General features: G+C 72.5%; 25 protein-coding genes. 16 read left to right on the forward strand and 9 right to left on the reverse strand.

Annotated features, from left to right (window positions below; translation table 11 throughout):
• Nucleotides 1-133 precede the first annotated feature (133 nt).
• The 3 genes from ACIGFK_RS29695 (at nt 134) to ACIGFK_RS29705 (ending at nt 1,961) form a co-directional block, all read left to right on the forward strand.
• Entirely contained in the window at nt 134-520 is a 387-nt protein-coding gene (locus tag ACIGFK_RS29695; protein ID WP_376660410.1) for a hypothetical protein, read from the forward strand.
• A 9-nt stretch (nt 521-529) separates the two neighbouring features.
• Entirely contained in the window at nt 530-1,021 is a 492-nt protein-coding gene (locus ACIGFK_RS29700; RefSeq protein ID WP_400054272.1) for a GNAT family N-acetyltransferase, read from the forward strand.
• A gap of 97 nt (nt 1,022-1,118) precedes the next feature.
• A complete protein-coding gene (locus tag ACIGFK_RS29705; RefSeq protein ID WP_376660412.1) occupies nt 1,119-1,961 on the forward strand; it encodes a trypsin-like peptidase domain-containing protein in 843 nt (280 codons plus the stop codon).
• A 30-nt stretch (nt 1,962-1,991) separates the two neighbouring features.
• Here ACIGFK_RS29705 and ACIGFK_RS29710 read toward each other — a convergent pair whose 3' ends face one another.
• The 5 genes from ACIGFK_RS29710 to ACIGFK_RS29730 all read right to left on the reverse strand — a co-directional run bounded on the left by ACIGFK_RS29710 (nt 1,992) and on the right by ACIGFK_RS29730 (nt 6,109).
• Nucleotides 1,992-2,438: an NUDIX hydrolase gene (locus ACIGFK_RS29710; protein ID WP_376660413.1), complete on the reverse strand. Its 447-nt coding sequence runs from the start codon at nt 2,436-2,438 to the stop codon at nt 1,992-1,994.
• 89 nt (nt 2,439-2,527) lie between these two features.
• Nucleotides 2,528-3,799, reverse strand: coding sequence for an ABC transporter permease (locus ACIGFK_RS29715; RefSeq protein ID WP_400054275.1), 1,272 nt, complete (start codon nt 3,797-3,799; stop codon nt 2,528-2,530).
• Nucleotides 3,796-4,503 carry an ABC transporter ATP-binding protein gene (locus ACIGFK_RS29720; RefSeq protein WP_376660415.1) on the reverse strand — a complete coding sequence of 236 codons (708 nt, stop codon included), beginning with the start codon at nt 4,501-4,503 and terminating at the stop codon, nt 3,796-3,798. Before ACIGFK_RS29720 ends, ACIGFK_RS29715 begins: the two co-directional genes overlap by 4 nt.
• Nucleotides 4,500-5,630, reverse strand: coding sequence for a peptidoglycan-binding protein (locus tag ACIGFK_RS29725; protein ID WP_400054277.1), 1,131 nt, complete (start codon nt 5,628-5,630; stop codon nt 4,500-4,502). The genes ACIGFK_RS29720 and ACIGFK_RS29725 overlap by 4 nt, the downstream gene beginning before the upstream one ends.
• Nucleotides 5,627-6,109: a hypothetical protein gene (locus tag ACIGFK_RS29730; protein ID WP_400054279.1), complete on the reverse strand. Its 483-nt coding sequence runs from the start codon at nt 6,107-6,109 to the stop codon at nt 5,627-5,629. Before ACIGFK_RS29730 ends, ACIGFK_RS29725 begins: the two co-directional genes overlap by 4 nt.
• 90 nt (nt 6,110-6,199) lie before the next feature.
• Here ACIGFK_RS29730 and ACIGFK_RS29735 point away from each other — a divergent pair, with 90 nt between their 5' ends.
• From ACIGFK_RS29735 to ACIGFK_RS29745, 3 genes are read left to right on the forward strand one after another with little or no spacing between them, the layout of a single operon-like run.
• A complete protein-coding gene (locus ACIGFK_RS29735) occupies nt 6,200-6,862 on the forward strand; it encodes a response regulator transcription factor (protein ID WP_400054281.1) in 663 nt (220 codons plus the stop codon).
• Nucleotides 6,859-8,154 carry a sensor histidine kinase gene (locus ACIGFK_RS29740; RefSeq protein WP_376660419.1) on the forward strand — a complete coding sequence of 432 codons (1,296 nt, stop codon included), beginning with the start codon at nt 6,859-6,861 and terminating at the stop codon, nt 8,152-8,154. The genes ACIGFK_RS29735 and ACIGFK_RS29740 overlap by 4 nt, the downstream gene beginning before the upstream one ends.
• A 15-nt stretch (nt 8,155-8,169) precedes the next feature.
• Complete coding sequence (locus ACIGFK_RS29745) at nt 8,170-8,964, forward strand: hypothetical protein (protein WP_376660420.1); 795 nt, start codon at nt 8,170-8,172, stop codon at nt 8,962-8,964.
• Here the strand turns inward: ACIGFK_RS29745 and ACIGFK_RS29750 are convergent.
• Nucleotides 8,936-9,625: a hypothetical protein gene (locus ACIGFK_RS29750; RefSeq protein WP_400054284.1), complete on the reverse strand. Its 690-nt coding sequence runs from the start codon at nt 9,623-9,625 to the stop codon at nt 8,936-8,938. The genes ACIGFK_RS29745 and ACIGFK_RS29750 overlap by 29 nt on opposite strands.
• A 177-nt stretch (nt 9,626-9,802) precedes the next feature.
• Here ACIGFK_RS29750 and ACIGFK_RS29755 point away from each other — a divergent pair, with 177 nt between their 5' ends.
• The 5 genes from ACIGFK_RS29755 to ACIGFK_RS29775 all read left to right on the forward strand — a co-directional run bounded on the left by ACIGFK_RS29755 (nt 9,803) and on the right by ACIGFK_RS29775 (nt 16,345).
• Nucleotides 9,803-10,750 (forward strand): LLM class F420-dependent oxidoreductase, encoded by a 948-nt coding sequence (locus tag ACIGFK_RS29755; protein WP_376660422.1) that lies wholly within the window; start codon nt 9,803-9,805, stop codon nt 10,748-10,750.
• 17 nt (nt 10,751-10,767) lie between these two features.
• Entirely contained in the window at nt 10,768-11,553 is a 786-nt protein-coding gene (locus ACIGFK_RS29760) for an SDR family NAD(P)-dependent oxidoreductase (RefSeq protein ID WP_376660423.1), read from the forward strand.
• A 116-nt stretch (nt 11,554-11,669) separates the two neighbouring features.
• Entirely contained in the window at nt 11,670-12,791 is a 1,122-nt protein-coding gene (locus ACIGFK_RS29765) for an LLM class flavin-dependent oxidoreductase (RefSeq protein WP_376660424.1), read from the forward strand.
• Nucleotides 12,792-13,076: 285 nt separating this feature from the next.
• Entirely contained in the window at nt 13,077-14,870 is a 1,794-nt protein-coding gene (locus tag ACIGFK_RS29770; protein WP_400054317.1) for an amidohydrolase family protein, read from the forward strand.
• A complete protein-coding gene (locus ACIGFK_RS29775; RefSeq protein ID WP_376662380.1) occupies nt 14,867-16,345 on the forward strand; it encodes an aldehyde dehydrogenase family protein in 1,479 nt (492 codons plus the stop codon). Before ACIGFK_RS29770 ends, ACIGFK_RS29775 begins: the two co-directional genes overlap by 4 nt.
• A gap of 51 nt (nt 16,346-16,396) precedes the next feature.
• Here ACIGFK_RS29775 and ACIGFK_RS29780 read toward each other — a convergent pair whose 3' ends face one another.
• Together ACIGFK_RS29780 and ACIGFK_RS29785 are read right to left on the reverse strand one after the other, a co-directional pair.
• Nucleotides 16,397-18,184 (reverse strand): hypothetical protein, encoded by a 1,788-nt coding sequence (locus ACIGFK_RS29780; RefSeq protein ID WP_400054287.1) that lies wholly within the window; start codon nt 18,182-18,184, stop codon nt 16,397-16,399.
• 163 nt (nt 18,185-18,347) lie between these two features.
• Nucleotides 18,348-19,034: a hypothetical protein gene (locus tag ACIGFK_RS29785; protein WP_400054289.1), complete on the reverse strand. Its 687-nt coding sequence runs from the start codon at nt 19,032-19,034 to the stop codon at nt 18,348-18,350.
• 292 nt (nt 19,035-19,326) lie between these two features.
• On the opposite strand from ACIGFK_RS29785, the gene ACIGFK_RS29790 reads away from it, so the two are divergent.
• The 4 genes from ACIGFK_RS29790 to ACIGFK_RS29805 all read left to right on the forward strand — a co-directional run bounded on the left by ACIGFK_RS29790 (nt 19,327) and on the right by ACIGFK_RS29805 (nt 23,788).
• Complete coding sequence (locus ACIGFK_RS29790; RefSeq protein ID WP_376662147.1) at nt 19,327-20,892, forward strand: APC family permease; 1,566 nt, start codon at nt 19,327-19,329, stop codon at nt 20,890-20,892.
• A 130-nt stretch (nt 20,893-21,022) separates the two neighbouring features.
• Nucleotides 21,023-21,301, forward strand: coding sequence for a hypothetical protein (locus ACIGFK_RS29795; protein ID WP_376662146.1), 279 nt, complete (start codon nt 21,023-21,025; stop codon nt 21,299-21,301).
• Nucleotides 21,302-21,576: 275 nt separating this feature from the next.
• On the forward strand, nt 21,577-22,977 hold the full coding sequence (locus ACIGFK_RS29800) for an FAD-binding oxidoreductase (protein WP_400054291.1): 1,401 nt from the start codon (nt 21,577-21,579) through the stop codon (nt 22,975-22,977).
• Nucleotides 22,978-22,984: 7 nt separating this feature from the next.
• Nucleotides 22,985-23,788, forward strand: a complete 804-nt coding sequence (locus tag ACIGFK_RS29805) for a DUF4239 domain-containing protein (RefSeq protein WP_386464906.1) — start codon at nt 22,985-22,987, stop codon at nt 23,786-23,788.
• Nucleotides 23,789-23,798: 10 nt separating this feature from the next.
• Here ACIGFK_RS29805 and ACIGFK_RS29810 read toward each other — a convergent pair whose 3' ends face one another.
• Nucleotides 23,799-24,197: a VOC family protein gene (locus ACIGFK_RS29810; RefSeq protein ID WP_386464909.1), complete on the reverse strand. Its 399-nt coding sequence runs from the start codon at nt 24,195-24,197 to the stop codon at nt 23,799-23,801.
• Nucleotides 24,198-24,970: 773 nt separating this feature from the next.
• On the opposite strand from ACIGFK_RS29810, the gene ACIGFK_RS29815 reads away from it, so the two are divergent.
• A complete protein-coding gene (locus ACIGFK_RS29815) occupies nt 24,971-25,351 on the forward strand; it encodes a hypothetical protein (RefSeq protein ID WP_376662531.1) in 381 nt (126 codons plus the stop codon).
• Nucleotides 25,352-25,374 lie beyond the last annotated feature (23 nt).

Below are 25,374 nucleotides of genomic sequence, written 5' to 3' on the forward strand. Positions count from 1 at the left end.
AATCCCGATGCGCGGAGGGAAAGTTGCGGGGAGCCCCCGGGGCGGGTCGTGCGGCCGGTCGCCGTACGGGAGATCAGGCTCGCCGGGAAGCGTTACGGGGCCCGCCGGGGTTCCGGTGCTAGGTTCGGGCGTCATGGCGGACCCCATCCACTACGTCGACCGCTCCGACATCCGCGAGGGCAGGCTGGCGGAGGTCAAGGAGGGGATGCGCGACCTGGCCGCGTTCGTCGAGGCGCACGAACCGCAGCTGATCGCGTACCACTTCTTCATCGACGAGGCGCAGTCCACGATGACCTGCATCGCCGTCCACCCGGACTCGGCGTCCATGGAGCTCCACATGGAGCTCGGCGGCCCGAAGTTCCGTGCGTTCGGCGCGCTCATCCGCATGCGGTCGATCGACGTGTACGGGAGCCCGGGTGCGGCGGTGGCGGAGCGGCTGCGGCAGAAGGCCGAGTACCTGGGCGGCGGCACCGTCACCGTCCACACCGCGCAGGCGGGCTTCAGCAGGTGGCCCGTCTAGCATCGGGGCATGCCCGAACTCGAACTGCTCCGCGTCGACCACGCCCCCGCCCTGCTCGAGTTCGAGCGGGAGAACCGGGCGTACTTCGCGGCGTCCGTCCCGGACCGCGGCGACCAGTACTTCGCTTACTTCGACGACCGGCACAGCGCCCTCCTGGCCGAGCAGGCCGACGGGCTGTGCTTCTTCCACCTGCTGGTGGGCGACGACGGCGCGGTGCTGGGCAGGGTCAACCTCGTCGACGTGGAGGACGGCTCGGCCGAACTCGGCTACCGGATCGCCGAGCACGCCGCCGGGCGGGGGCTGGCCACGACCGCCGTGCGCGAGGTCTGCCGGCTCGCCGCCGCCCGGTACGGCGTCACCACGCTGCGCGCCGTCACGACCCTCGACAACGCGGGCTCCCGCACCGTCCTGGCCCGCGCGGGCTTCGTCCCCACGGGTGAGATTTCCGTCGACGGCCGCCCGGGTCTGAGCTTCGTCCGGTCGGACCCGGCAGCCTGCTGATTCCGTCCGGCCCGAAGCCCGCCAGGCGCCGCCGCGCCCCTTGCGACCGCGCCCGCCGCCAAGGCATGCTTCGCCGGGGCAAAGCGGAAGGATCATCATGCCGGTGGACAGGCGGAACGTGGTGACGGTGGTGCTGTGCGCCGTGGCGGCGCTGGGCGCGTCCGCGGCGGTGGCCGAGTTGGTGCCGCCGCCGGAGGGGGCTCCGCCCGTGCGCGCGAAGGCCGCACCGACCGCTTCGCCCACGGCTTCGTCGCGTTCGCAAGCCTCGCCGAGGTCTCAGCTCACCTCGCCGCTGCCCGCGCCGGTGACCCCCAAGCCCGGCGGCCCGGCCGCCTTCACCGGGGCCCTGTTCACCGGTGGCCTGGACGGGGACCACTTCTGCACGGCGACCGTCGTGCGCAGCCCGGGCAAGAACCTGATCGTCACCGCCGGGCACTGCCTGCTGGCCGGGGACCAGACCAACGGCGAAGGCGGGGCCGTCTTCGCGCCTGCGTATGCCAACGGGTTCGCTCCGTACGGCACGTGGAAGATAGAGAAGGTCTTCGAGGACGACCGCTGGGCCGAGGGTACGGACGACGACTACGACCTCGCCTTCGCCCGCATCGCCCCCGACGACAAGGGCCGCAACATCGAGGACGTGACCGGCGCGGCCGCCCTCGACACCAGCGGCCGCACCGCCGAGGAGGTGACCGTCACCGGCTACCCCGCCGACCGCAAGGTTCCCCGTACGTGCACGGCGGTCGCGGTCCGGCTCAGCGCGACCGAACAGCGCTTCGACTGCGCCGACTTCCCCGGCGGCACCAGCGGCAGCGCGTGGATGGCGCGCGACGGGAAGATCGTCGGCATCCTCACGGGCGGCGACACCGACGACGTGTCGACGAGCACCGTCCTCGGGGAGTACGCCGCCTCGCTGTACGCCAAGGCCACGGCGAAGGACTGAGGACTGACGGGACGGGCTCCGGCCACAGCACTAGTTCAGCAGGCCCAGGTGCACCGGCTCCGCCGGGGTGTCGGCGAGGAGCTCCGCGAGGCGCGGCGGCCACAGGGGTTCGCCGAGGGTGGCCAGGCGCTCCTTGGGGAGCCACTGCCAGTGGATGCCGGGCGCCTCCAGGACCGGTTCGCGGTGCGGGCCGCTGGTGACGTAGATGTGCTCGTGCTGGCGCACCGGGATCCCCTCGTGCGTGAAGTCGTGCTCCCAGGTGCACAGCAGCCGCTCGGGCTCCAGGTCCGTCCACCCGGTCTCCTCGCGCAGCTCGCGCCGTACGCAGTCCTCGGGGCTCTCGCCGGGATCGATGCCGCCGCCCGGCGGCAGCCAGTGGATGCCCACCTCCACGTTGTCCTCGCGGAAGAGGAACACCGAGCCTTCGGGGGAGAGGATGACAACGCGGGCCGCGTGACGTGCAGTTCGAGTGCGCATCGATCCAGCGTACGCCGGGGGGCGGAGGCGGGACACCCCTTTTGTCCCTCCGCTTCCGGCCCCGCCTCCGGCCCCTCTCCTCCGCCCTCCTACGCCGCCGCCAGCGCCAGCGTCGGCGAGAGCCGGGCCGCGCGCACCGCGGGGTAGAGGCCGGCCAGCGTGCCGATCGCCAGGGTGGCCCCGAAGCCGCCGGTCACCGCCCACGGCGGGACCACCCAGGGCAGGTCCCCGGCCCGGGCGTAGACCGCCGTGGCCGCGCCGCCGAGGACGATGCCCGCCAGGCCGCCGAGCCCGGACAGCATCAGGGACTCCGTGACGAACTGGATCCGGATCTGGCCCTTGGTGGCGCCCAGGGAGCGGCGCAGGCCGATCTCGTGCCGCCGCTCCAGCACCGAGATGATCATGGTGTTGGCGACTCCGACCCCGCCCACCAGCAGGGCGATCCCGCCCAGGCCCAGCAGCAGCGTGCTGAATGCGCCCTCCGTGGCCGCCTTCGCCTGGAGCGCCGCCGACGGGTCGGTGACCGAGACCGCGCTCGGGGTCTGCGGGTTGGCCGTCTGCGCGACGAGCTTCCTGACCGCCGCGACCCGGTCGTCCGCCGAGCGCTCGTACACCGCCGTCGGATGCCCGTCGAAGCCCAGCAGCTGCTGCGCCGCGTCCCAGCCGATCAGAGCGGACCGCTCGATCTCCGGAGCGAGCGGGACCGGTTCCAGGATGCCGATCACCGTGAAGTACCGGCCGCCGATGAACACCTGCTGCCCCGGCGCGGTGATGCCGAGGCGGCGCGCGGACACGTCGCCGAGCACCACCGCCGGGTAGCGGCCGGTGGCCCCGCTGAGCCAGCTCCCGCTGCCCGTCCTCGCGCGCAGGGTGCCCAGCAGGTCGTCCTTGGCCGCCTTCAGCACGATCCCGCCGGTCTCCTCCCGCGGGATGTTCTCCGACCGGCGTACGGACTCGGGCACGTCACCGGTGGTACCGACCGACTCGACGCCCTCGATGCGGGAGATCATGCCGGGGGACTCCTTCGGCAGTTTGGTGTCCTGCCCGGTGAACATCCCCTGGCCGGGGGTCACGACCAGCATGTTCGTGCCGAGCGCGTCGAGTTCCCGCAGCAGTTCGGCCTGGCTGGAGGAGGAGATCCCGACCACCGCGATCATCGTCGCGATGCCGATGGCGATACCGAGCGCGGACAGGAACACCCGCATCGGGCGCGAGCGCAGCCCGGCCGACCCGACGTGCAGGACGTCCCGGGGGGACAGCCTGGGCGGGCTGAGCCGCCGGGTGCGGGCGCGGGTGCGGGAGGCGCGGATCCGCGTACCGCCGGTGCCGTTCGTACCGTCGGTGCCGTTCGTGCTGCTCATGACCGCACCCCCGTCCCGTTCCTTACGTCCGCCACGATCTCCCCGTCCCGGATCCGCACCTGCCGCGGCAGGCTGGCGGCGATCTCGTTGTCGTGGGTGATCACCGCGATCGTGGCGCCGTCCCGGTTGAGCTCGTGCAGCAGCTCCATCACCGACTCCCCGGAAGCGGTGTCCAGCGCGCCCGTCGGTTCGTCCGCCAGGAGCAGGTCCGGTGCACCCGCGACCGCCCGCGCGATGGCGACGCGCTGCTTCTGCCCGCCGGACAGTTCGTGCGGCCGGTGCTCCAGCCGGTCGCCGAGGCCGACCCGTTCCAGGGCGGCGGCCGCCCGGCGGCCGCGCTCGGCGCGCGAGAGGCCGGAGTACAGCAGCCCCTCGGCCACGTTCGCCTTCGCGCTGATGCCCGGCACCAGGTGGAAGGACTGGAAGACGAAGCCGACGTGCCGGGAGCGCAGCGCCGACAGCGCACGGTCCGACAGGGCCGCGACGTCGTGGCCGGCGATGCGCACACCGCCTGCCGTCGGGCGGTCCAGGGTGCCGACGATGTGCAGCAGGGTGGACTTCCCCGAGCCGGACGGGCCGACGATCGCCAGCAGTTCGCCGCTGCGGACGCTCAGGTCGACCCCGCGCAGGGCGGCGACCCCGCCCGGGTACTCCTTGGTGACCCCGGTCAGCTCCACGACCGTTGCGATTCCGGTGTCGCTCACAGCTTCGGGATCCCCACCTGCATGCCCTCCTCGAGGGCGTCGCCGGTCACCTCGACCCGGCCGTTGCCGAACATGCCCAGGCCGACCTTCACCTCGCGCACCCGGCCGTCCTCCACGACCTGGACGCCGAAGCCGCCGCCCGTGAGCGCGAGCAGCGCGCCCACCGGTACGGAGAGCACGCCCTTGCGGGTCTCCCCGGTCAGGCCGACGGTCACCGGGGACTGGTCCGGGGCGTCGACCCCGGCGGGCTTGTCGAAGGTGACGGACACCTCGACCTTGGCCTTCTTGTCGCCGCCACCGCCACCGCCACCGCCACCGCCACCGCCACCGCCACCGCCCGCGCCGCCGTCGCCGCCCTCGCCCGAACCGGCCGTGCCGCCCACCGAGTCGACCTTGCCGCCTGCCGTCGTCCCTCCGGGCAGCCGTACGGTGACCGGCTCGCCGGCCTTCGCCGCGGCCGCCTTCGCCGCCTCCAGCCGGAACCGGACGATCCGCTCGGTGCCGGTCACCGTGAGCACCGCCTTCCCCGGCCCGGGCTCGTCACCGACGGCCGCATCGTTCCTGCGCACCCGCTGCGGCCCCGAGGCGAAGGCGACGTCCTCCTTGCCGACCTCGCCCGTCTCCGCGGCCTTGTGCGCCTTCTGCCACCGCTTGACCGCGGTCGCCGTGCCCGCCGTGAACGACGGGTCCTCCGGATCGAGCCCGGTGCCGTACCCCAGCGCCTGGAGGTTGCGCTTGAGCTGCTTGACGTCCTCGCCCTTGTCCCCGGCCTTCAGCGGCCGGTACATCGGCACGGACCCGTACATCAGCCGCACCGCCCGCCCGTTGACCTCGTACAGCCTCCCGTCCCGCTCGACCGCCGAGCCCTCGCCCGCGACCCAGGTCAGCACGCCCGGCCCGCCCGCGTTCAGCTTGCGCTCCTGCGCGTAGCCGAGGGTGCCCTCCACCTGGAGGCCGGAGCTGAGGTCGCCGCGCTGCACCGGCGCCGTGGCCGGGGGCAGTCCGTCCGTGCGCCGCTCGCGCGCCGCGTCGTCCTGCTGCGGCTGCGCCATGACGGCGTAGCCGCCGCCCGAGACGGCCAGTACGACGGCCAGCGCACCCAGCAGCCACTTGGAGCGCGGCTTCACCGGGCCGCTTCGCACTTCTTCTGGGCGTCCTCGAAGGCCTTCTCCTGGCCCTGGGGTATCTCGATGCCGGTGCGCGCGCCCCCGTTGTACTCGGGGTCCTTCAGCGCGATGCCGTTCTCACGCATGCAGCGGATCCACCGGAGTTCCTTGTCCTTCTCCTCCTGCGTGGGCTCCTTGCCCGAGCCGGGGCCGCCCATCCCGCACGTCTTCATGGCTTCCTGCATCTTCTGCGGGTCGGCGCCGCCGCCGACCGTCATCCCGCGCGGGTCCTGGCCGGGCGCCGGGTCGGGGGCGTCGATGCCGTGCTCGCGCAGGCACTGGCGCATCTTCACGGCGTTGTCGGCCTGGTTCCCGCCGTCCGACTCCTTCTTCCCGCCCGAACCCGCGGAGCCGCCGGAGCCGTCGTTCGCGCAGGCGGTGGCGAACAGGGTCAGTCCGGTGACGACCGCGGCGGTGGTCATGATCAGGGATCGCTTCATGGTCCCGAGCCTTGCGCCGAAGGGGGTTTCGCTTCCCTCTCGCACCCTGCTTACAACGGCGAAATGTGCTCTTCCGGTAAAGAGGGGGGCATGCGCGTACTGGTGGTGGAGGACGAGGAATTCCTCCGGGAGATGATCGCCGAAGGGCTGCGCCGCGACGCCCTGGCCGTCGACGAGGCGGGCGACGGCCTGGAGGCCCTGCGCCGGCTGCGGCTGGACGCGTACGACGTCCTCGTCCTCGACCGCGACCTGCCCGGCCTGCACGGCGACGAGGTCTGCCGCCAGGTGGTCCGCGAGGGGCTGCTGACCCGCGTCCTGATGCTGACCGCCTCCGGGACCGTACGCGACCGCGTCGAAGGGCTCGGCCTCGGCGCCGACGACTACCTCACCAAGCCCTTCGCCTACGACGAACTCCTCGCCCGCGTCCTGGCACTGGGCCGGCGCGCCCGCCCCGCCCTGCCGCCCGTGCTGGAGCGCGCCGGGATCGCCGTCGACACCGCCCGCCGCACCGCCACCCGCGACGGGCACCGCCTCGCGCTGTCCCGCAAGGAGTTCGCCGTGCTGGAGACGCTGCTGCGCGCCGAGGGGGCCGTGGTCAGCAGCGACGACCTGATCGAGCAGGTGTGGGAGCAGGACACCAGCTACTCCACCAACGCCGTCCGTGTGACCCTCAGCAAGCTCCGCGCCAAGCTGGGCGAGCCGCAGCCGATCGAGACCGTGCCGGGTGCGGGCTACCGGATCGCCGACCGGTGAAGACGGGAAGCACGTCCGCCGGGGCGCTGCGGGGGCCGCTGTCGCGGCTGCTCCCGCGCACCGAACGCGCCCGCCTCACCGCCCTGTACGGCTCGCTGCTGCTCCTCGCGGGCGGCGGCCTGGTGGCGCTGGTCTACGTCCTCGTCGGCCAGGGGCTGTACGCGAGCGTCAGCGGGGTCGTCCGCACCGTCAGCCCGGCCTACCGGCTCCCCGTACCGGGCGACACGGCCGACGTGGGCCGGCGTCCCGAGCCCGCCCGGACCATGGCCCCCGGCGAGAGCCCCACTCCCGAGGAGCTCAGGGGCTACGCCTTCACCCAGGACCTCTCCGACGCCGTCACCGAGGCGACCCGGCACCGGATGCTGGTGTACTCGCTGCTCGCGCTGGCCGTCTTCGCCGTGCTGTCGATCTGGCTCGCCTGGTGGATGGCCGGCCGGGTGCTGCGCCCCGTCGGGGTGATCACCGAGACCGCGCGGCGGCTGTCCGGCGAGAACCTGCACCAGCGGATCTCCCTCGACGCCCCGCCCGGCGAGCTCAAGGAACTGGCCGACACCTTCGACGCGATGCTCGGACGGATGGAGGATCTGGTCGGCGCCCAGCGGCGGTTCGCGGCGAATGCGGCGCACGAGCTGCGCACCCCGCTGGCCGTGCAGCGGGCCGCGGCCGAGATCGGGCTGGCGGGGGAGCCGTCGCCGCGGAAGGTGGCCCGGATCCGGGAGCGGCTGATCGGGGTCGCGGAGGCCGGTGAGCACCTCGTCGAGTCCCTGCTGCTGCTCGCGGTGTCGCAGGAGGGCCTGGAGCCCGGATCGACCGGACCGGTGGACCTGGCGGCGCTGACCGCGGCGGAGCTGGCGGCCGACCCGCCGCACGGGCTGACCGTCGTACGGACCCTCGCGCCGCTGACGGTCACCGGCGACCGGACGCTCCTCGGGCAGCTGGTCCGGAACCTGTTGGCGAATGCCGTACGTCACAACCGCGCGGGCGGCCGGATCGTCGTGGCGACCTCCGCCGGCGGGGAACTGGCGGTGTCCAACACCGGCCCGGTGATCGATCCGGCGGACGTGCCGAGGCTCCTCGAGCCGTTCCGCAGGCGTGCCGAACGCCGGCACACCGCAGGTGAGGGCGCCGGATTGGGGCTTTCGATCGTCGCGGCCATCGCGCGGGCGCACGGGGCTTCGCTCGTGGCCGAGGCCAACGCGGAGCCGGAGGGCGGGCTGACGGTGCGGGTCCGTTTCCCGGCCGCGGAGCAGCAGGGCACCTCCCGGGGTACACCGGGTCGGAAGATCTGCTGATGTACGGTCGGCCCAATGAGCAAGCACCGCCGAGCCCGCTCCCGCACGTCCCGTCCGACGCGCCGTGTGGCGCTCGGGGCTGCCTTCGGCCTGCTGACCCTCGGGGCCGGATGGGTGTACTCCGTCACCGAACCGGAGAAGTCCGAGCCCCGGACGCAGGCCCGCGCCGACTCCCGCCCGCCCGCCGAGGACCGTGCGGCGCGCGACGCCCGCCGGGACGCCCTCCAGGGGCTGCCGGGCGTGAGCGAGCAGACCCGGGCCCGGATCCCCGCCGAGTCCCGCCAGCTCGTCCTCGTCACCGGCAAGGCCAAGGACTCCTCGGAGTCCACCGCCACCCTGTACACGCGGCCCGCGGCCGGCGCGGACTGGGTGCGGGCGGAGAGCTGGCCGGCGCGCAACGGGGCCAAGGGCTGGTCCACGGAGCGCACGTACGGGGACCTGACCTCCCCGCAGGGCGTGTTCGCGCTGACCGACGCGGGCGGCCTGCTGCCGAAGCCGCCGGGCACGAGGCTCCCGTACAGCAAGGACAGCTCGTTCGTGGCGACGGGCCGCGGGGTGAACGGCGAGTCGCTCGCGGGCTCCTTCGACTACGTGGTCGCGATCGACTTCAACCGCAAGCCGGGCACGTCCCCGCTGGACGCCACCAAGCCGGAGGGCGAGCGCAAGGGCGGCAACATCTGGCTCCACGTGGACCACGACGGGCCCTCGCAGGGCTGCGTGGGCATCCCGAAGGAGGCCATGAAGAAGGTCCTGGAGACCCTCGACCCGGCGGCGAAGCCGGTCATCGTGATGGGTCCGGAAGGCTTCTGACGGCGTCGGCCCCGCTGCCGGCACCGGCACCGGCAGCGGCCTGCGGGTACGCCTCCCGGCCGCGGGCCTGGAGCAGCAGGCCGATGTAGGCCAGGTCGAAGACGCTGCACAGGATGCCCAGCGCGAGGATGAAGGGCGCGTCCTCGATCACCCCGAACAGCAGGGTCGGGGCCAGCGTGCCCAGCCACTTGGCGACGGCGATGGTCAGGGACTGCCCGCGCGCGCCCCGCCGGGCGGCGAAGAGGCCGATGAACAGTCCGGACATCAGCAGGTTCTGCAGGAACGCCGAGTAGCGCGTGGCGTCGTGCGCCCCGAAGTGGGTGAGGAACAGGCCCTGTACGGCGAAGCCGGTGCCGAACACCAGGACCGACCAGGCGGCGAACATCGGGCGGGTCACGAACCGCGGCAGCTCGGCCCGGCCGAACCGCAGGTAGGTGCAGACGATCACCACGTCGGCCGCCGCCCACACCACGTTCACCACGCCCTGGGCGGAGACGCCGGTCGCGATGTCGCGGACCGCGTAGATCGACTCCCAGGCGAAGTTCAGCGCGAGCGCGGCGACCGGCATGGCGTACGTCCGGTCGCGCAGTCCGACGCGGATCGCCTCCACGTACACGACCGTCCAGGCGAGTCCGCTGACCAGCGTGAGAAACAGTTCCATGAGCGCACCCTAGGCCGTCCCTTTCGGATCAGGCCAGGAGTTCGATGTGCGGCACGGTGTGCGATCCGGTTCGGCCACCCGTTCCGTCCACCCCCTTGCCTGACGGACCGTCAGCTACGACGATGGCCCGGCACACCGATATGACGAATCGGCAGACGAAGGCGAGGCGGGCCCGGCATGGCGCGCGTATTTCCGGAAGGTCGGCTGGTCTGCGGGATGCAGCTCCCGATCCAGTCGCAGAGCACCCTCTACGCCGAGCCCTGGGAGGCCTCGGCCGGCGCCGCCGACCTCGCCGAGGTGGCCCGCGCCGCCGACCGGGCCGGCTTCGGATACCTGGCCACCTGCGACCACGTGGCCATCCCGCGCCGGCTCGCCGGACCCATGAGCACCATCTGGTACGACCCGGTGGCCACCCTGTCCTTCCTGGCGGGGATCACCGAGCGCGTCCGGCTGCTCAGCCACGTCGCGATCCTCGGCCTGCGCCACCCGCTGATCAGCGCCAAGCAGTACGCGACCCTCGACCACCTCTCCGGCGGCCGGCTGATCCTCGGCGTCGGCGCCGGGCACGTCCAGGAGGAGTTCGAGGTCCTCGGCGTGGACTTCGCCCGCCGGGGCGCCGTCCTCGACGAGGCCCTGGACGCGCTGCGCGCCGCGCTGGGCCCGGAGGAGTACCCCGAGTTCGAAGGCGAGCGGTTCTCCTTCAAGGACCTCGGCCAGCTGCCCCGGCCGGCGCAGGACCGGATCCCCGTCTGGGTCGGCGGCTCCTCGCCCGCGGCCGTGCGCCGCACCGCCCTCCGGGGCGACGGCTGGCTCCCGCAGGGCGACCCGCGGGAGAAGCTGCCCGCGCAGATCGCCCGCATCAAGGAGCTCCGCGAGGAGGCCGGGATCACCGGCCCCATGGAGTTCGGGGCGATCACCGAGGCCCTGTACGTCGGCGAGCCCGGCTGGGACACCGGCCGCCGCACCCTGACCGGCAAGGCGGAGGCGCTCGCCGAGTCCCTGCGCGAGTACAAGGCCCTCGGCGTGGACCAGATCCAGGTCCGCTTCCGCAGCCGCGACCGCGCCGAACTCGTCGACCAGATCACCGCTTTCGGCGCCGACGTCGCGCCGCACCTCAACGACTAGAAGACCGGGAGTACGGCATGGGCAAGCTGGACGGGCGCGTCGTGATCATCACCGGCGCGGCGCGCGGCCAGGGCGAGCAGGAGGCCCGGCTCTTCGCCGCCGAGGGGGCCAAGGTCCTCCTCGGGGACGTGCTCGACGAGCAGGGCGCGGCCGTGGCCAAGGAACTGGGCGAGGACCGGGCGCGCTACGCACACCTCGACGTGAGCCGCGAGGAGGACTGGGCGGCCGCGGTCGCCGCCGCGAAGGAGGCCTTCGGCCCGGTCAACGGGCTGGTCAACAACGCGGGCATCCTGCGCTTCAACGAGCTGACCGCGACCCCGTTGGAGGAGTTCCAGCAGGTGGTGCAGGTCAACCAGGTGGGCGCCTTCCTCGGCATCAAGTCGGTGGCCCCCGAGATCGAGGCGGCCGGCGGCGGCACGATCGTCAACACCTCCTCGTACACCGGCCTGACGGGCATGGCGTACGTCGGCACGTACGCGGCCACCAAGGCGGCCATCCTGGGCCTCACGCGGGTGGCCGCCCTGGAGCTGGCGGCCAAGGGGATCCGGGTCAACGCGATGTGCCCGGGGGCCGTGGACACCGCCATGGCCACCCCCGGCAACACGAACCCGGCGGACCTGCCCCAGGAGGCCCGCGACGCCATGGCGGAGCTCTACCGGCGCGTGGTGCCGATGGGGCGGGTCGGGCAGCCCGAGGAGATCGCCAAGCTGGCGCTCTTCCTGACCAGCGAGGACTCCTCGTACATCACGGGCCAGCCGTTCGTGATCGACGGCGGCTGGATGGCGGGCGTCAGCGTCCTCTAGCGGCCCTCGGTCCATATCTGATGGAGCGTCAGGTATTGACGCTCCCGCCCTCCCGATGGAACAGTCGAGACATCGAATCTGACGCAACGTCAGAAATCAAAGGACGGTGAACCCCCTTGGAATTCGGGCTCTTCGTGCAGGGATACGTGCCTGAGGCGCGGTCCAAGGTCGACCCCCAGGCCGAGCACAAGGCGCTGTTGGAGGAGACCGAGTACGTCATCCAGGCCGACAAGTCCGGCTTCAAGTACGCCTGGGCCTCCGAGCACCACTTCCTGGAGGAGTACTCGCACCTGTCGGCGAACGAGGTGTTCCTCGGCTACCTCGCCGCGGCCACCGAGCGCATCCACCTCGGCTCCGGCATCTTCAACCCGCTCGCCCCGGTCAACCACCCGGTGAAGGTGGCCGAAAAGGTCACCATGCTCGACCACCTCTCCAAGGGCCGCTTCGAATTCGGCACCGGCCGCGGCGCCGGCAGCCACGAGATCCTCGGCTTCCTCCCGGGCATCGAGGACATGAACGGCACCAAGGAGATCTGGGAGGAGACCATCGCGGAGTTCCCCAAGATGTTCCTCCAGGAGGAATACGAGGGGTTCCAGGGCAAGCACTGGTCGCTCCCGCCGCGGAAGGTCTTCCCCAAGCCGTACGGGAAGGCGCACCCGGCCATGTGGTACGCGGCGGGCTCCCCGTCCTCGTACGCGATGGCCGCCAAGAAGGGCCTCGGCGTGCTGGGCTTCAGCGTGCAGAAGGTCTCCGACATGGAGTGGGTCCTCGACCAGTACAAGACGGCCATCCGGGAGGCGAAGGCCATCGGCGCCTTCGTCAACGACAACGTCATGGTCACCTCGACCGCCATCTGCGCCGAGACCCACGACAAGGCCGTCGAGATCGCCGTCAACGCCAACATGAACCGCTTCCAGTCGCTGGTGTTCCGCTACCACGACACCTTCCCGCGGCCGGAGGCCATCCCGGAGTGGCCCGAGACCCTGCCGGAGTACAACGCGGAGATCATCGAGCTCCTGATCGCCGAGGAACTGCTGATCTGCGGTGACCCGTCCGAGGTCAAGGCCCAGTGCAAGCGCTGGGAGCAGGCGGGCGCGGACCAGCTGTCCTTCGGTCTGCCGACGGGAGTCTCGTACGAGGACACGATGACCACGATCAAGCTGATCGGCGAGCACGTGATCCCCGAGATCGACACGGACCCGGTCCACCGCACGACCCGCTTCCGCCAGGCCGTCTGACCCGGCGGGGGAACGGGGCGGCGTCTTCCCGGACCGCCGCCCCGGACCGTGCCCCGACCGGGCGGCCACCGGCCGGGGCACGGAGGCTCCGCCCTTCGGCTGCCGCGCCGTGGTCGGGGGCGCTGCCCCCGAACCCCCGCGCCTCAAACGCCGGCGGGGCTGGATTTCCCCCGGCGGCACTGGGAAGCCGCCGGGGGCAGAACCAGCCCCGCCGGCGTTTGAGGCGCGGGGTCCGGGGCGGAGCCCCAGGACACGGCGCGCAGCGTGAACACCGGCCGCAGCCACATCCAGCCCCGCCGGCGCTCGAGGCACGGAGGTCCGGGGCGGAGCCCCGAAAGAAGGGACGTCATGCTCGACCACGTCATCAAGGGCGCGACCGTCGTCGACGGCACCGGCGCCCCCGCCCGCGTCGCAGACGTCGGCATCCGCGACGGCCGCATCGTCGCCATCGGCACCGTGACGGAAGAGGCCCGCACCACCGAGGACGCCACCGGCCTCGTCCTCACCCCCGGGTTCATCGACCCGCACACGCACTACGACGCCCAGCTCTTCTGGGACCCGTACGCCACCCCCTCCATGAACCACGGCGTCACCACCGTCGCCGGCGGCAACTGCGGCTTCACCCTGGCCCCGCTCAACCCGGACCGCCCCGAGGACGCCGACTACACGCGCCGCATGATGAGCAAGGTCGAGGGCATGGCCCTCGCGGCCCTGGAGGAGGGCGTCGACTGGACCTGGTCCACTTTCGGCCAGTACCTCGACGCGCTTGACGGCCGCATCGCCGTCAACGCGGGCTTCATGGTCGGCCACTGCGCCCTGCGCCGCCACGTCATGGGCGAGGACGCCGTCGGCGGCCGGCCCACCCCCGAGCAGATGCAGCAGATGCTCGACCTCCTCCACGACGCCATGAACGCCGGCGCCTGGGGCCTGTCCACCACCCAGTCGTCCACGCACTCCGACGGCGACGGCGCCCCCGTCGCCTCCCGGCACGCCGAGCCGGCCGAACTCCTCGCCCTGTCGAAGGCCGTCTCCGAGCACGAGGGCACCCAGCTCGAAGCGATCGTCGCCGGCTGCCTCGACCAGTTCTCCGACGAGGAGATCGACCTCTTCGTCGAGATGAGCGCCGCCGCGGGCAGGCCGCTGAACTGGAACGTCCTCACCATCGACGCCGCCGTCCCCGAGCGGGTCCCGCGCCAGCTGATCCCCAGCGAGCGCGCCCGCAAGGCCGGCGGCCGGATCGTCGCCCTCACCATGCCGATCCTCACCCCCATGAACATGTCCCTCGGTACGTTCTGCGCGCTCAACCTCATCCCCGGCTGGGGCGAGGTCCTGAACCTCCCCCTCCCCGAGCGGATCACGAAGCTCCGCGACCCGGACGTACGCGCCGAGATGCTGCGCCGCGCCGACAGCAAGGAGGCCGGGGTCTTCCGCCGCCTCGCCAACTTCGGGCGCTACGTCATCGGCGACACGTACAGCAAGGAGAACGAGGGCCTCTCCGGCCGCGTCGTCGACGACATCGCCGCCGAGCGCGGCCAGGACGCCTTCCAGTGCCTGGTCGAGATATGCGCCAAAGACGACCTGCGCACCGTGCTGTGGCCCATGCCCACCGACAACGACCCGGCGACCTGGGCCCTGCGCGCCGAGACCTGGCAGCACGAGGACGTCATGCTCGGCGGCTCCGACGCGGGCGCGCACCTGGACCGCATGTGCGGCGCCCCCTACACGACCCGCTTCCTCGGCGACTGCCTGCGCGGCCGCAAGCTGGTGCCGCTGGAGCAGGCCGTTCGGATGCTCACGGACGACCCGGCGCAGCTGTTCGGGCTGCGCGAACGCGGCAGGATCGCCGAGGGCTTCCACGCGGACCTGGTCCTCTTCGACCCCGAGCGCATCGAGGCCGGCCCCGCGACCCTCGTCCACGACCTGCCCGGGGACAGCCCGCGGCTGGACTCGAGGGCCATCGGGATCGTCTCGGTCAGGGTCAACGGCGTGGAGACCATCCGCGACGACGAGGTGACGGGGGCCGTGCCGGGCATCGTGCTCCGGTCGGGCCGGGACACGAGGACGGTGAGCACCAGGTGACGGAAGCACGGACCCCGCAGAAGCTCTACATCGGCGGCGAGTGGGTGGAGCCCGCGGGCGGCCACTACGAGGTGGTCGACCCGGCGGACGAATCCGTCGTCGGCCTGGCCCCCGAGGCCTCGCGCGGACAGGTCGAGGAGGCCGCCCGCGCCGCCGCCGAGGCCTTCGGGAGCTGGTCCCGTACGACGCCCGAGGCGCGCGCCGCGATCCTCGACCGGGCCGCGGACATCATGCAGCGGGAGTACGAACCGTGGGCGGCCCTCGCCCAGGCCGAGACGGGCGCCCCGACCGGGATCGCCCGCGGCATGCAGGTCGGCGTGGGCGTCACCCGCTTCCGGCGGTACGCGAAGGGCGCCCTGGAACCGGTCGAGCGCGGCCTGCCGCCGCAGGTCACCGAGGCCGGCCCGATGGGGAAGGCGTCCGTCCTGGGCGCGCTGGAGGTGCGTCAGCCGGTCGGCGTGGTCACCTGCATCACCTCGTACAACAACCCGTGGGCGAACCCGGCGGGCAAGGTGGCCCCGGCCCTGGCCATGGGCAACACGGTGGTGGTCAAACCGGCCCCGCAGGACCCGCTGTCGGTGTTCAAGATGGCCGAGGCGCTCGCCGAGGCCGGGGTCCCGGCGGGCGTGGTCAACGTCGTGAACGGGCAGTCGGTCGAGATCGGCGAGGCCGCGGTCGACTCCCCGTACGTGGACATGGTGTCCTTCACCGGCTCCACGGGCGTCGGGCAGCGCATCGCCGAGGTCTGCGGCCGCACGATGAAGCGGCAGCTGATGGAACTGGGCGGCAAGGGCGCGGCGATCGTCTTCGACGACGCCGACCTGGACGCCGCGATGATGGGCATCGGCACCACCTTCTCCTTCTACTCCGGCCAGATCTGTACGGCCCCGACCCGGGTGATCGCCCACCGGGCGGTCTACGACCGGCTGATCGAGAAGCTCACCGGCTACCTGGCCTTCATGAAGGTCGGCGACCCGAGGGAGCGGGGCACGGTGGTGGGCCCGGTGATCTCGGCGGCGCACCGGGACCGCGTCGAGTCGTACATCGAACTGGGGAAGAAGGAGGGCGCGCGCCTCGCGTACGGCGGCGAGCGTCCCGTGGTCGGGGACGGGGGCAAGGGCTTCTACGTGGCCCCCACCCTCCTCGTCGACTGCACCAACGACATGCGGGTGGTCCGCGAGGAGATCTTCGGCCCGGTCGTCGTGGTCGTCCCCTTCGACGGGGACGAGGACGAGGCGGTCAGCCTGGCCAACGACAGCGACTTCGGCCTGCTCAGCTACGTGTGGTCCGGGGACTCGGCCCGCGCGTTCCGCGTGGCCCGGCGGCTGCGGGCGGGCGGGGTCGGTGTGAACACCATCGGCCGCAACATGGAGGCCCCGTTCGGCGGCTTCAAGCGCAGCGGTGTGGGCCGCGACGTCGGCTCGTACGCGCTGCACGCGTACAGCGAGACGCAGTCGATCGTCTGGACGGCGTAGCCCGCGGGTGCGGATCCGGCCGGGGGCGGGTGGCCCCCGGCCGGATCCGTGTCATCCCCGCGGAGTGCGCGGGCGCTCGCGGTAGCCGAGGGCCTCGGCCAGCTCCTGGTTGCCGCCGCCGAAGGAGGCGAAGGCCTTGGGGTCCTGCGTCTCCAGCCGTTGCAGGGCGGCGGCCGCCCGGTCCCCGGGCGGGCCGTCGTCGTCGGGCAGCCGCCACACGAAGTAGAGCGACCCGCCGGTGCCGGGAGGCGGCGCGGACGGCGTGAACCTGAGCTGGACCACCGTCGTGTCCGGGTCCCGCCAGTCGGTGCCGGCCCAGCTCGGCGCGAGTTCCCACCGGGAGGCCAGGTCGGGCCGGTCGCGCAGGCCCGCCGCGATCAGCCGCGCGGTGCTGCGGGCCGGCCAGCACCAGGAGAGGTCCCGTTCGGCGCGCGCGAGCTCGGCGTCGTACGCGGCCGCGTCGAAGCGGTACGCGGGCGGCGTCGGGCCGACCGCCCCGCGCCAGCCGTCCCACACCACCGCGTCGCCGTCCCGGCGGACCGTCACGTACAGCGCGCCGCAGCAGCCCTCGGTGCAGTACGCCTCGACGAGCTGCACCTCCCGCGGCTCCGGTCCGGCGCGCAGCCGGCCGCTGTCGAGGAGGTACTCGGGCGGGTTGCCGAGCCCCTTCCCGAACAGCGCGGGCACGAGCGGAACCCCGTCGGCCAGGATCCGGGTCTCGACGGCGGAGGAGTCCGCGGACCCGTGGACGACGACCACCTCCCACCGCGGCCGGTCACCGTCCCCGGCGCGGGCGAAGGGGAGGCGCCGGTTGCGCCGGAACCATTCCTCCTGCCGGTCGCCCGTTGCGGGCCCGGGGTCCGGAGAGGTCCCGGGCAGCAGCCGGTCCAGGGCGTCGAGCAGGGCCCGGCGCCGCCCGGGCCGCCAGTTCAGCAGGACGGGTGCTCCGCTGTGCAGGTCGAGGGCGACCGACAGCAGCAGCGACCGGTGCTCCGGGGTCGGGGACAGCTCGTCGGCGTGCCGGACCAGGGCCTCGTACACGGCCCGGGCGGGCGGGTAGTCGAGGATCTGGGGGCGGCTGTCCTGCTGGTCGGCCATACGGTGCAGCAGCCGGCCGGTCAGTGCGAGCAGCTCGGGGTCCTGCGGCCGTGCCCGGAGCAGTCCGTACAGGTCGGCGGCCTCGGCGAGGCGCCGGGGCTGCCACATGAGCTGCTCGTGCGGCAAGGCGAGCAGGGCGGACCGGGTGGCCTCCGCGTCGCCGGAGGTGACCGCGTCGGTCAGCGCCGTCAGCTCCCGGGACCGGTCGCGGCTGCGCAGCACCAGCAGGGCGGCCGCCTGCCGGTCGAGCGGGTCGAGCGCGGCGCTCGCGGTGTCCGCCAGGCCGTGCAGCATGCCGAGGGCCTTGAGCCAGGGCACGTCCTCGGGCTCGCCGAGGCGGATCAGCAGGGCCATGCCGACACCGACGGCCGTCACGTGCGTACCGGTGCGGACCAGCTGCCGGGCGGTCCGCCGGGCGGCGTCCTCGTCGGCGAGCGCGAGCCGCGTGGTGTGCGCGCGCAGGGTGCGGGGGGACATGGCCAGGTCTGCGACCCGCCGGTGGACCGCCTCGGCGGCCCGTACCGGGTCGGGGTCGGCGAGCAGGGGCGTGAGGGTGTCGGTGACGACCGCCTGCGCCTGGTGCCAGGTCAGGTCCCGGGGGCCGGGCTCCGGTGGGCCGTCGGGGAGGGGATAGCCCTTGCGCGGGATCCGGCCGTCCGGCTCGATGCCGCGGAGGAAGAGGGCGTAGTCGTACAGGGAGGTTCCGGGGGTGAGCGCAGCGCGCTCCTCGCGGGCGCTCACCGGGCGGGGTGGGACTCGATTCCGTAGGTCATGAGCGCGAGCATGCCGCAGTGATCACCCGGCGTCCACCGAAAATACGGCGTCGCCGCCGACCCGCCCGTTGACCTGGAGTTCCACCAGCGCCGCCGGGCCGGGCGGGGCTCGCGCGCCCCGCCCGGCGTCCTCAGTCCTTGTAGTAGTCGGTGAGGACGCAGCCCTTGACCAGGGCCGGTTCCTTGCGGAATCCGCTCGGCGGGTTGAACTGCGGGTGGCAGTTCAGCATGAGCAGCCCGGCCTGCGGCTGGAGCAGGGCGGCCATGGCGTCCGAGTCCTGGGATCCCATGGCGAAGTCCTGACCGATGACGATGCCGCCGTCGGGGTTCCCGCCGCCGTTCTTCGCATCGATCTCGGCCTTGAAGGCGGTCTGGAAGGCCTTCGGGTCCTTGATCATGACGATCGTGGTGCGGCCGCCCCTGCCGCAGTGTCCGACCTCGGTGATGGAATGCGCCTTGTCGTACTCGGCGGTCCCCGGGCCTTCGGTCGGAGCGCCGTCCGAAGGCGTCTTGCTGACCTGGTCGCACCGGGTGTAGCCGTTGACGAAGCGGGCGGCGGCGGCCATGGTGCCCGCCTTCGGCAGCTTCTGGAACGCGGTCCCGTTCTTGGGGGCGTTGCCGTTGACCCCGCCGTTCTTCGTGGGGTTCTCGAGGGTGCCCTCGTGGGGGCCGCCGTCGCCCTCGCCGTTGGCCGCGACGGAGTCCCCGCCGATGCCGCCGATGCCGCCTGCCTGGGATCCGTCCCCTCCGCAGGCGGTGGTGAGGGTGAGGAGGGCCGAGACGGCCGTGACAGTGGTGATGATCATCTTGATGCGCACGACGGGACTGTAGGTCAAAGTGGTCATGTCCGCGGCAATCCACTCCGGAAGGGCGGGAGTGAGCGCGGTCACACGGGAAAGTTTGAAAGCGTGCAAAAGGGGCAGAGGTGCGGTTTCCGCATACCGGAACACGCTGTCCGGCACCTGTCGATCTGCGGATGGATGCCTGAGTGAACCTTGTATTGCATGCCTGTGAACGTTTTGATCTCGAGATTCCAAGGGGTTTGGGCCGCCCTGAATCCGGACTCAAGGCCTCCAGATGTGGAATGCGCAGCATCTAACGTCCTGACCCATGACTCAGCTGGACGTTCGGCCCCGGGCCGGAGACACGGTAGGCGGCGTCGCCCAGGGCGAGAGCGACGTGCGCGGCAAGGGCCTCGGCAAGGGATCCGTCGGCCTGGTGGGCAGTGCCGTCATCGGCATCTCCACCGTCGCCCCCGTCTACTGCCTGACCTCGACCCTCGGCTCGACGGCCGGCGAGGTCGGCGTCCAGATGCCCGCGGTCTTCCTCGCCGGCTTCCTCCCGATGCTCCTGGTGGCCTTCGCTTACCGCGAGCTCAACAAGGCCATGCCGGACTGCGGCACCTCGTTCACCTGGACCGTCAAGGCCTTCGGCCCGCGGATCGGCTGGATGTGCGGCTGGGGCCTGGTGATCGCCACGATCATCGTGCTCTCCAACCTGGCCGGTGTCGCCACCTCCTACTTCTGGCTCCTCGCCGGTGAGATCACGGGCAATCCGTCGATCGCGGCCCTGGACGACAACAAGCTCGTCCACATCGCCACCTGCCTGACCCTGATCGCCACCGCCACGGCGATCAGCTACCGCGGCATGACCGCCACCAAGGGCGTCCAGTACACCCTCGTCGGCCTCCAGCTCGTCGTGCTCGCCGTCTTCGTCGCCATGGCCCTCCAGAAGGCCTCCGCCGGCACCTTCGACACCGGCCTGGACTTCTCCTGGTCCTGGATGAACCCCTTCGCGGTCGGGTCCATGGGGTCCTTCACCGCCGGTCTCTCCCTCTCGATCTTCATGTACTGGGGCTGGGACGCGTGCCTGGCCACCAACGAGGAGACCACCGGCTCCGCCAAGACCCCCGGCCGCGCTTCGCTCATCGCGATGGTCGTCCTGGTCGGCTCGTACCTCGCCACCGGCATCGCCGCCCAGATGGCCGTCGGCTCGGGCGACAAGGGCCTCGGCCTCGGCAACCCGGAGACCTCCGGCAACGTCTTCGCGGCCCTCGCCGGCCCCGTGATGGGCCCGCTGCTCGGCATCCTGCTCTTCGTCGCCGTCCTGGCCTCCGCCGCCGCGTCCCTGCAGACCACGTTCATCCCGGTGGCCCGCACGGTCCTCGCCATGTCGACGTACGAGGCGCTGCCGCCCTCCTACGCCAAGGTCCACCCGAAGTTCAAGACCCCGGGCCGCGCCACCGTCATGGCGGGCGTCGCCACCGGCGCGTTCTACACGATCATGACCCTGGTCAGCGAGAACGTCCTCACGGACACGATCTTCGCGCTCGGCCTGATGATCTGCTTCTACTACTCGCTGACGGCCTTCGCCTGCGCCTGGTACTTCCGCGGCGACCTGCGCCGCTCCGCCCGGGACCTGTTCTTCAAGGGCGTCTTCCCGGTCATGGGCGGCCTGCTGCTGGCCGCGGTCTTCCTCAAGACCCTCGTCGACGCGTGGGACCCGGCCTACGGCTCCGGCTCCGACGTCCTCGGCGTCGGCAGCGTCTTCGTCATCGGCGTCGGCCTGCTGGCCCTCGGCCTGGTCATCATGGCCGTCACCGAACGCCGCAGCCCGGCCTTCTTCCGCGGCCAGGTCCTGACGAAGTCCACCCCGTCCCTGGTCGTCGAGGACTGACCCACCGCCCGCCCCTGCAGGGCCCCTCCCGCCGAGTCATTCCCGCGGCCCCGGACCGATTCCCCCGATCCGGGGCCGCGGGCGTCGGTGACCCGGGCCGTCCGGGGTCGTTGGGCTGGGCATGAATGCAATGAAGCGCACCCTTGCCGCCCTGGTCCTCTCCGGCGGCGCCGCCCTCGCACTCACCCCGGTCGCCGCGCACGCCGACGGGATGCCCCAGGGGGTCCCGCTCACCGAGCGCGTCGGCGACATCGTCGACCACCCCGCGCAGGCCGTCCAGGACACGAAGACCGCGGTGGGCGTCACCACCATGGCCGCCGGGTCCGCGACCAAGGCCACCGACGCCTCGCTCGCGGGCGCCGGCGGCGCACTGTCCGCAGGACTGCCCAACGCCCCGACGGTCCGCTGACGGCCGGTCCGGCGCCCCGACCCGGCCGGAATCACGCCGGGCCCACCCCCGCGTGCACCCCGCGCAGGGCCGGGGCGGTGGCCTCGTCCACCACGGTCCGCGCGGGCGCAGGAGCCGGGCTGGCTGCCGATCGGACACCGGCCTAACGTGTGGATCATGAGCGAGCCGCAGCCCCACCGCCGCCGGACCCGGGAGCACGGGAACGAGCCGATCGACGCCCAGGGGGCGGGGGCGGCCGCCGGGGTCGCCCCGCGTCCGGTGAAGGCCGGCTAGCCGTGGACCCCGTCGACCCCGACCGGCTCGCCCGGCAGCTCGGCGCCGTCGTCGGAGACGCCCACGTACTCACCGACCCCGCCCTCCGCGCCTCGTACGAGACCGACTTCACCGGCCGCTACAGCGGCCGGGCCCGGCTGGTGGTGCGGCCCGCCGACACCGCCCAGGTCGCGCAGACGCTCCGGCTCTGCCGGGACGCCGGAGCCCCGGTCCTCCCGCAGGGGGGCAACACAGGGCTCGTCGGCGGCTCCGTCCCCGCCGGAGCCGGCACCGAGGTCGTGCTGTCGCTGCGCCGGCTGAACGCGATCGGCCCGATCGACCCCGACGCCCGCCAGGTGACGGTGGGTGCGGGCACCGCACTGGCGGAACTGCAGCGCCGGGTCCGCCCGCACGGCTGGGACTTCGGCGTCGACCTGGCATCCCGGGACTCCGCCACCCTCGGCGGCATGATCGCGACCAACGCGGGCGGTGAACGCGTCGTCCGCCACGGCACCACCCGCGCCAACGTCGCCGGCGTGGAGGCCGTACTCGCCGACGGCAGCGTCCTCGACCGGCTCGCCGGGCTGCCCAAGGACAACACCGGCTACGACCTGACGGGCCTCCTCGTCGGCAGCGAAGGCACCCTGGCCGTCATCACCCGCGCACGCCTGCGCCTGGTCCCGGAACTCCCCGAGCGGGTCACTGCCCTGCTCGCCCTCGGCTCGCTCGCCTCCGCCGTCGGCGTCCTGGCCGTCCTGCGGCGGCTCGAATCCCTCGAACTGGCCGAGTTCTTCACGGCCGACGGCCTTGACCTGGTCCTGAAGCACGCCCGCCTGCCCGCGCCCTTCCGCACCGGACACCCCGTCTACCTCCTCGTGGAGTGCGCGGCCCGGCACGATCCGGCCGAGGAACTCGCCGCGCTGCTCGAGGAGGCGGGAGTGGCGGGGGAGGTACGCGATGCGGCCGTAGGCCGCCAGGCCTCCGACCGCCGCCGGCTCGCCGCCTACCGGGAGCGGCACACCGAGTCCGTCAACGCCGAGGGCGTCCCCCTGAAGCTCGACGTCACCGTGCCGCTCGCCGACCTGCCGCAGTTCGTCGCCGACCTGCCCGGGCTGCTGGCCGGCCGGGCCCGCCCGTACGTCTTCGGGCACCTGGCGGAGGGCAACGTCCACGTCAACCTCCTCGGCGTCGCTCCCGCCGACGAGGAACCGGTGATGGAGGCGGTGCTGCGCCGGGTCGCGGAGGCGGGTGGCAGCATCAGCGCCGAACACGGCATCGGCCGGGCCAAGTCCCGCTACCTGCACCTCACCCGCTCCGCCACGGACATCGCCGTGATGCGCTCGGTCAAGGCCGCTCTGGACCCGGAGCACCTGCTCAGCCCGCACACGCTGCTGCCGCTGCCTCCGGGGGAGGCCGGTCGTTGAGCAGTGCATGATCCTCTGGTTGCTCAACAACCTCAGCACCCTCGTCATCGCGGTCCTGCTCGTCGGGGGCATCACCGGGCTCGCCGTCGTCGGCAGCGTGGCCGCCCGCCGTCGCTTCCCCCAGCTCGCGGGCGGCGACCACAACGAGATGGTCGGGGTCGCGCTCGGCATGTTCGGCGCGATCTACGGCATCATCCTCGCGTTCGTCGTGGTCACCCTCTGGACGCAGTTGGAGAACACCGAGAACATCGTCGCCACCGAGGCGACGGACCTGGCCCTGGTCGTACGCAGCGCCGACACCTTCCCGGAAGCCGACCGCGCGCGCATCAACCGGGCGGTGGGCGCGTACGCGCACGCCGTCGTCGAGGTGCAGTGGCCGCTGATGCGCGACGGCCGGCCGAGCTACGACGCGACGGCGGCCCAGACGCGGGACCTGTACGCGGCCCTCCAGGCGTACGAACCCAGCGGACCCCGCGCCGAGACCTTCTACGCCGAGGCCGTCAGCCGCGTCAACGACGTCGCCGCACAGCGCCGGGCGCGCATCTCGATGGCCGAGACCTCGCTGCCGATCCTGCTGCAAGTACTGGTGTACGGCGGCGCGTTGGTGATCATCCCGCTCACCTTCCTGTTCGGGCTGCGCAGCCTGAAGATGCAGCTGCTGTTCGTGTCGGCGGTGGCCGGGCTGATCGGCTTCAGCCTGCTGCTGGTCGTGGCGTTGGACCGTCCCTTCGCGGGGGACCTGAGCGTGACCCCGCAGCCGTACAAGGAGGCGGCGCTGTCGCAGTTCTGGGCGGCGGGGGCGGGGTCGTGACGTCCTGCTGCTAGCCCCAGGTACGGGAAGACAGCACGAGGCGGTAGCCGTCCGGGTCCTCGATGGTGACGCCCCACTCGTCCCAGTACGGATTGTGCGAGGCCACCCGAGTCCCGCCGTGCTCGACGAGCCGCTGCACGAGGGCCTCGTCGGGGGCTTCGCCGAGGTAGACCACGAAGAGGTCCTCGACGGTGGGGGCGGGGGTGGTCGGGTTCGACGCGTCGTAGGTCAGCTCGAAGTGCCAGCCGCCCCCGGCGGGCCCGACCATCAGCAGATCGTGCTCCCCGGGCGCGGTGGAGGCGGTCCGCCACTGCACGTCGAGCCCGAGCCCGTCGACGTAGAACCTCTCGGCGGCCTTCAGATCGAGGGAGGGCCGGGCGACGCGGATGTGGGTGCTTGGAGTGATCATGGGGGCAGGGTACGGGGGTTGGGCGGAGGCGGGGGCAGGACTTCTACCCCCTCGGGCCCTGCCTGCGGGGCAGTGTTTGCCCACCCGCCCCCTGGGTGCGGGTGGGGTCGGCGGCCTCGGGGAGGGGCCTTTGCTTCTTCGGGCGCCGTTCTGGGGAGGGTGCTCGAGCCCCCTCCCCGGTTGGGCGGGGTCGGGCGGTTGGCGGGACTCGCGCCGGCCGGAATCAGAGAGGTCTTGGGGGTTTCCCGTCAGTCCCATAGTCCTTCCGCGTCGGGCCGGCCTGTCAAGAGCGCTCCTCCTTCGTCGTCGCGTCGCTGCGCGATCGCCTACGGCGACCCTTGACAGACCGTCCCGCCACGGAAAGACAAGGACTGCCGGGAAACCCCCAAAAGAACGGGCCGGGCGGAACGACGACAAACGGCCGTGTCACCGATGTCCGACCGGGCTTCGGGAGGGGCCGGGCCCGCCCTCGGGCCCTCCCAGGCCACCACCCGGACCGGGCAGGCGGCCACCCACCCCGAAACCTCGGCCACAAGAGCCTCGGCGGGAGGATGGGCGCCTCAGATCGCTACGGGCTCCTCACGGCTCGGCGTCTGGAGCCCGTCTGGGGCTGGTCTCGCCTCAGATGGCTACGTGCTCCTCCTGGACGGCGTCTGCGGCCCGTCTTGGGCCGGACATAAGCCGCCCATGACCGCTACACGGCTGACGTCGTCCGGCGTCGGTCAGGTCGTCGTGGGTCGGGAAGAATGCGGGCTGACGATGGGGGTGACCGGGTGAAGTACTTCGGCTTCTATGACGCGATGCTTTACAAGATCGGCTCTGGGATCCGGGCGGTCGATCTCCCGAGAGGTCCGATGCGGTCGGACCGGGCGGCTTTGGCTGCGTACATGGGCGCCTGCGAGGGACTCGTCGCGGTGCCGGGCGTGGAGTGCGATCCGTTCGATGAGACCCGGGACGTCATGGGCGGATTCAGTCTCCGGACCGACGGGGAGTGGGTGTGGCCCGACATGGCCCGCCATCTGGTGCGTGTCCATGAGCTCGTCGTTCCCGAGGAGTTCGAGCAGCGAGTGGTGGAGCGGGACTTCGTGGCTCCCGCGCTGACTCACGAGCAGATCCTCGGGCTGTTTCGGTCGGTCGAAGCCGACCTGTATTGAGTGTCGGTGGCGCCGGATACCGT

It is taken from the genome of Streptomyces sp. NPDC085524 (assembly GCF_044541755.1).
Classification (GTDB): domain Bacteria; phylum Actinomycetota; class Actinomycetes; order Streptomycetales; family Streptomycetaceae; genus Streptomyces.

Coding starts and splice junctions, on each gene's coding strand:
- ACIGFK_RS29695 (WP_376660410.1), top strand. CDS start 134: ATGGCGGACCCCATCCACTACGTCGACCGCTCCGACATCCGCGAGGGC.
- ACIGFK_RS29700 (WP_400054272.1), top strand. CDS start 530: ATGCCCGAACTCGAACTGCTCCGCGTCGACCACGCCCCCGCCCTGCTC.
- ACIGFK_RS29705 (WP_376660412.1), top strand. CDS start 1,119: ATGCCGGTGGACAGGCGGAACGTGGTGACGGTGGTGCTGTGCGCCGTG.
- ACIGFK_RS29710 (WP_376660413.1), bottom strand. CDS start 2,438: ATGCGCACTCGAACTGCACGTCACGCGGCCCGCGTTGTCATCCTCTCC.
- ACIGFK_RS29715 (WP_400054275.1), bottom strand. CDS start 3,799: ATGAGCAGCACGAACGGCACCGACGGTACGAACGGCACCGGCGGTACG.
- ACIGFK_RS29730 (WP_400054279.1), bottom strand. CDS start 6,109: ATGAAGCGATCCCTGATCATGACCACCGCCGCGGTCGTCACCGGACTG.
- ACIGFK_RS29735 (WP_400054281.1), top strand. CDS start 6,200: ATGCGCGTACTGGTGGTGGAGGACGAGGAATTCCTCCGGGAGATGATC.
- ACIGFK_RS29745 (WP_376660420.1), top strand. CDS start 8,170: ATGAGCAAGCACCGCCGAGCCCGCTCCCGCACGTCCCGTCCGACGCGC.
- ACIGFK_RS29750 (WP_400054284.1), bottom strand. CDS start 9,625: ATGGAACTGTTTCTCACGCTGGTCAGCGGACTCGCCTGGACGGTCGTG.
- ACIGFK_RS29755 (WP_376660422.1), top strand. CDS start 9,803: ATGGCGCGCGTATTTCCGGAAGGTCGGCTGGTCTGCGGGATGCAGCTC.
- ACIGFK_RS29760 (WP_376660423.1), top strand. CDS start 10,768: ATGGGCAAGCTGGACGGGCGCGTCGTGATCATCACCGGCGCGGCGCGC.
- ACIGFK_RS29790 (WP_376662147.1), top strand. CDS start 19,327: ATGACTCAGCTGGACGTTCGGCCCCGGGCCGGAGACACGGTAGGCGGC.
- ACIGFK_RS29795 (WP_376662146.1), top strand. CDS start 21,023: ATGAAGCGCACCCTTGCCGCCCTGGTCCTCTCCGGCGGCGCCGCCCTC.
- ACIGFK_RS29805 (WP_386464906.1), top strand. CDS start 22,985: ATGATCCTCTGGTTGCTCAACAACCTCAGCACCCTCGTCATCGCGGTC.
- ACIGFK_RS29810 (WP_386464909.1), bottom strand. CDS start 24,197: ATGATCACTCCAAGCACCCACATCCGCGTCGCCCGGCCCTCCCTCGAT.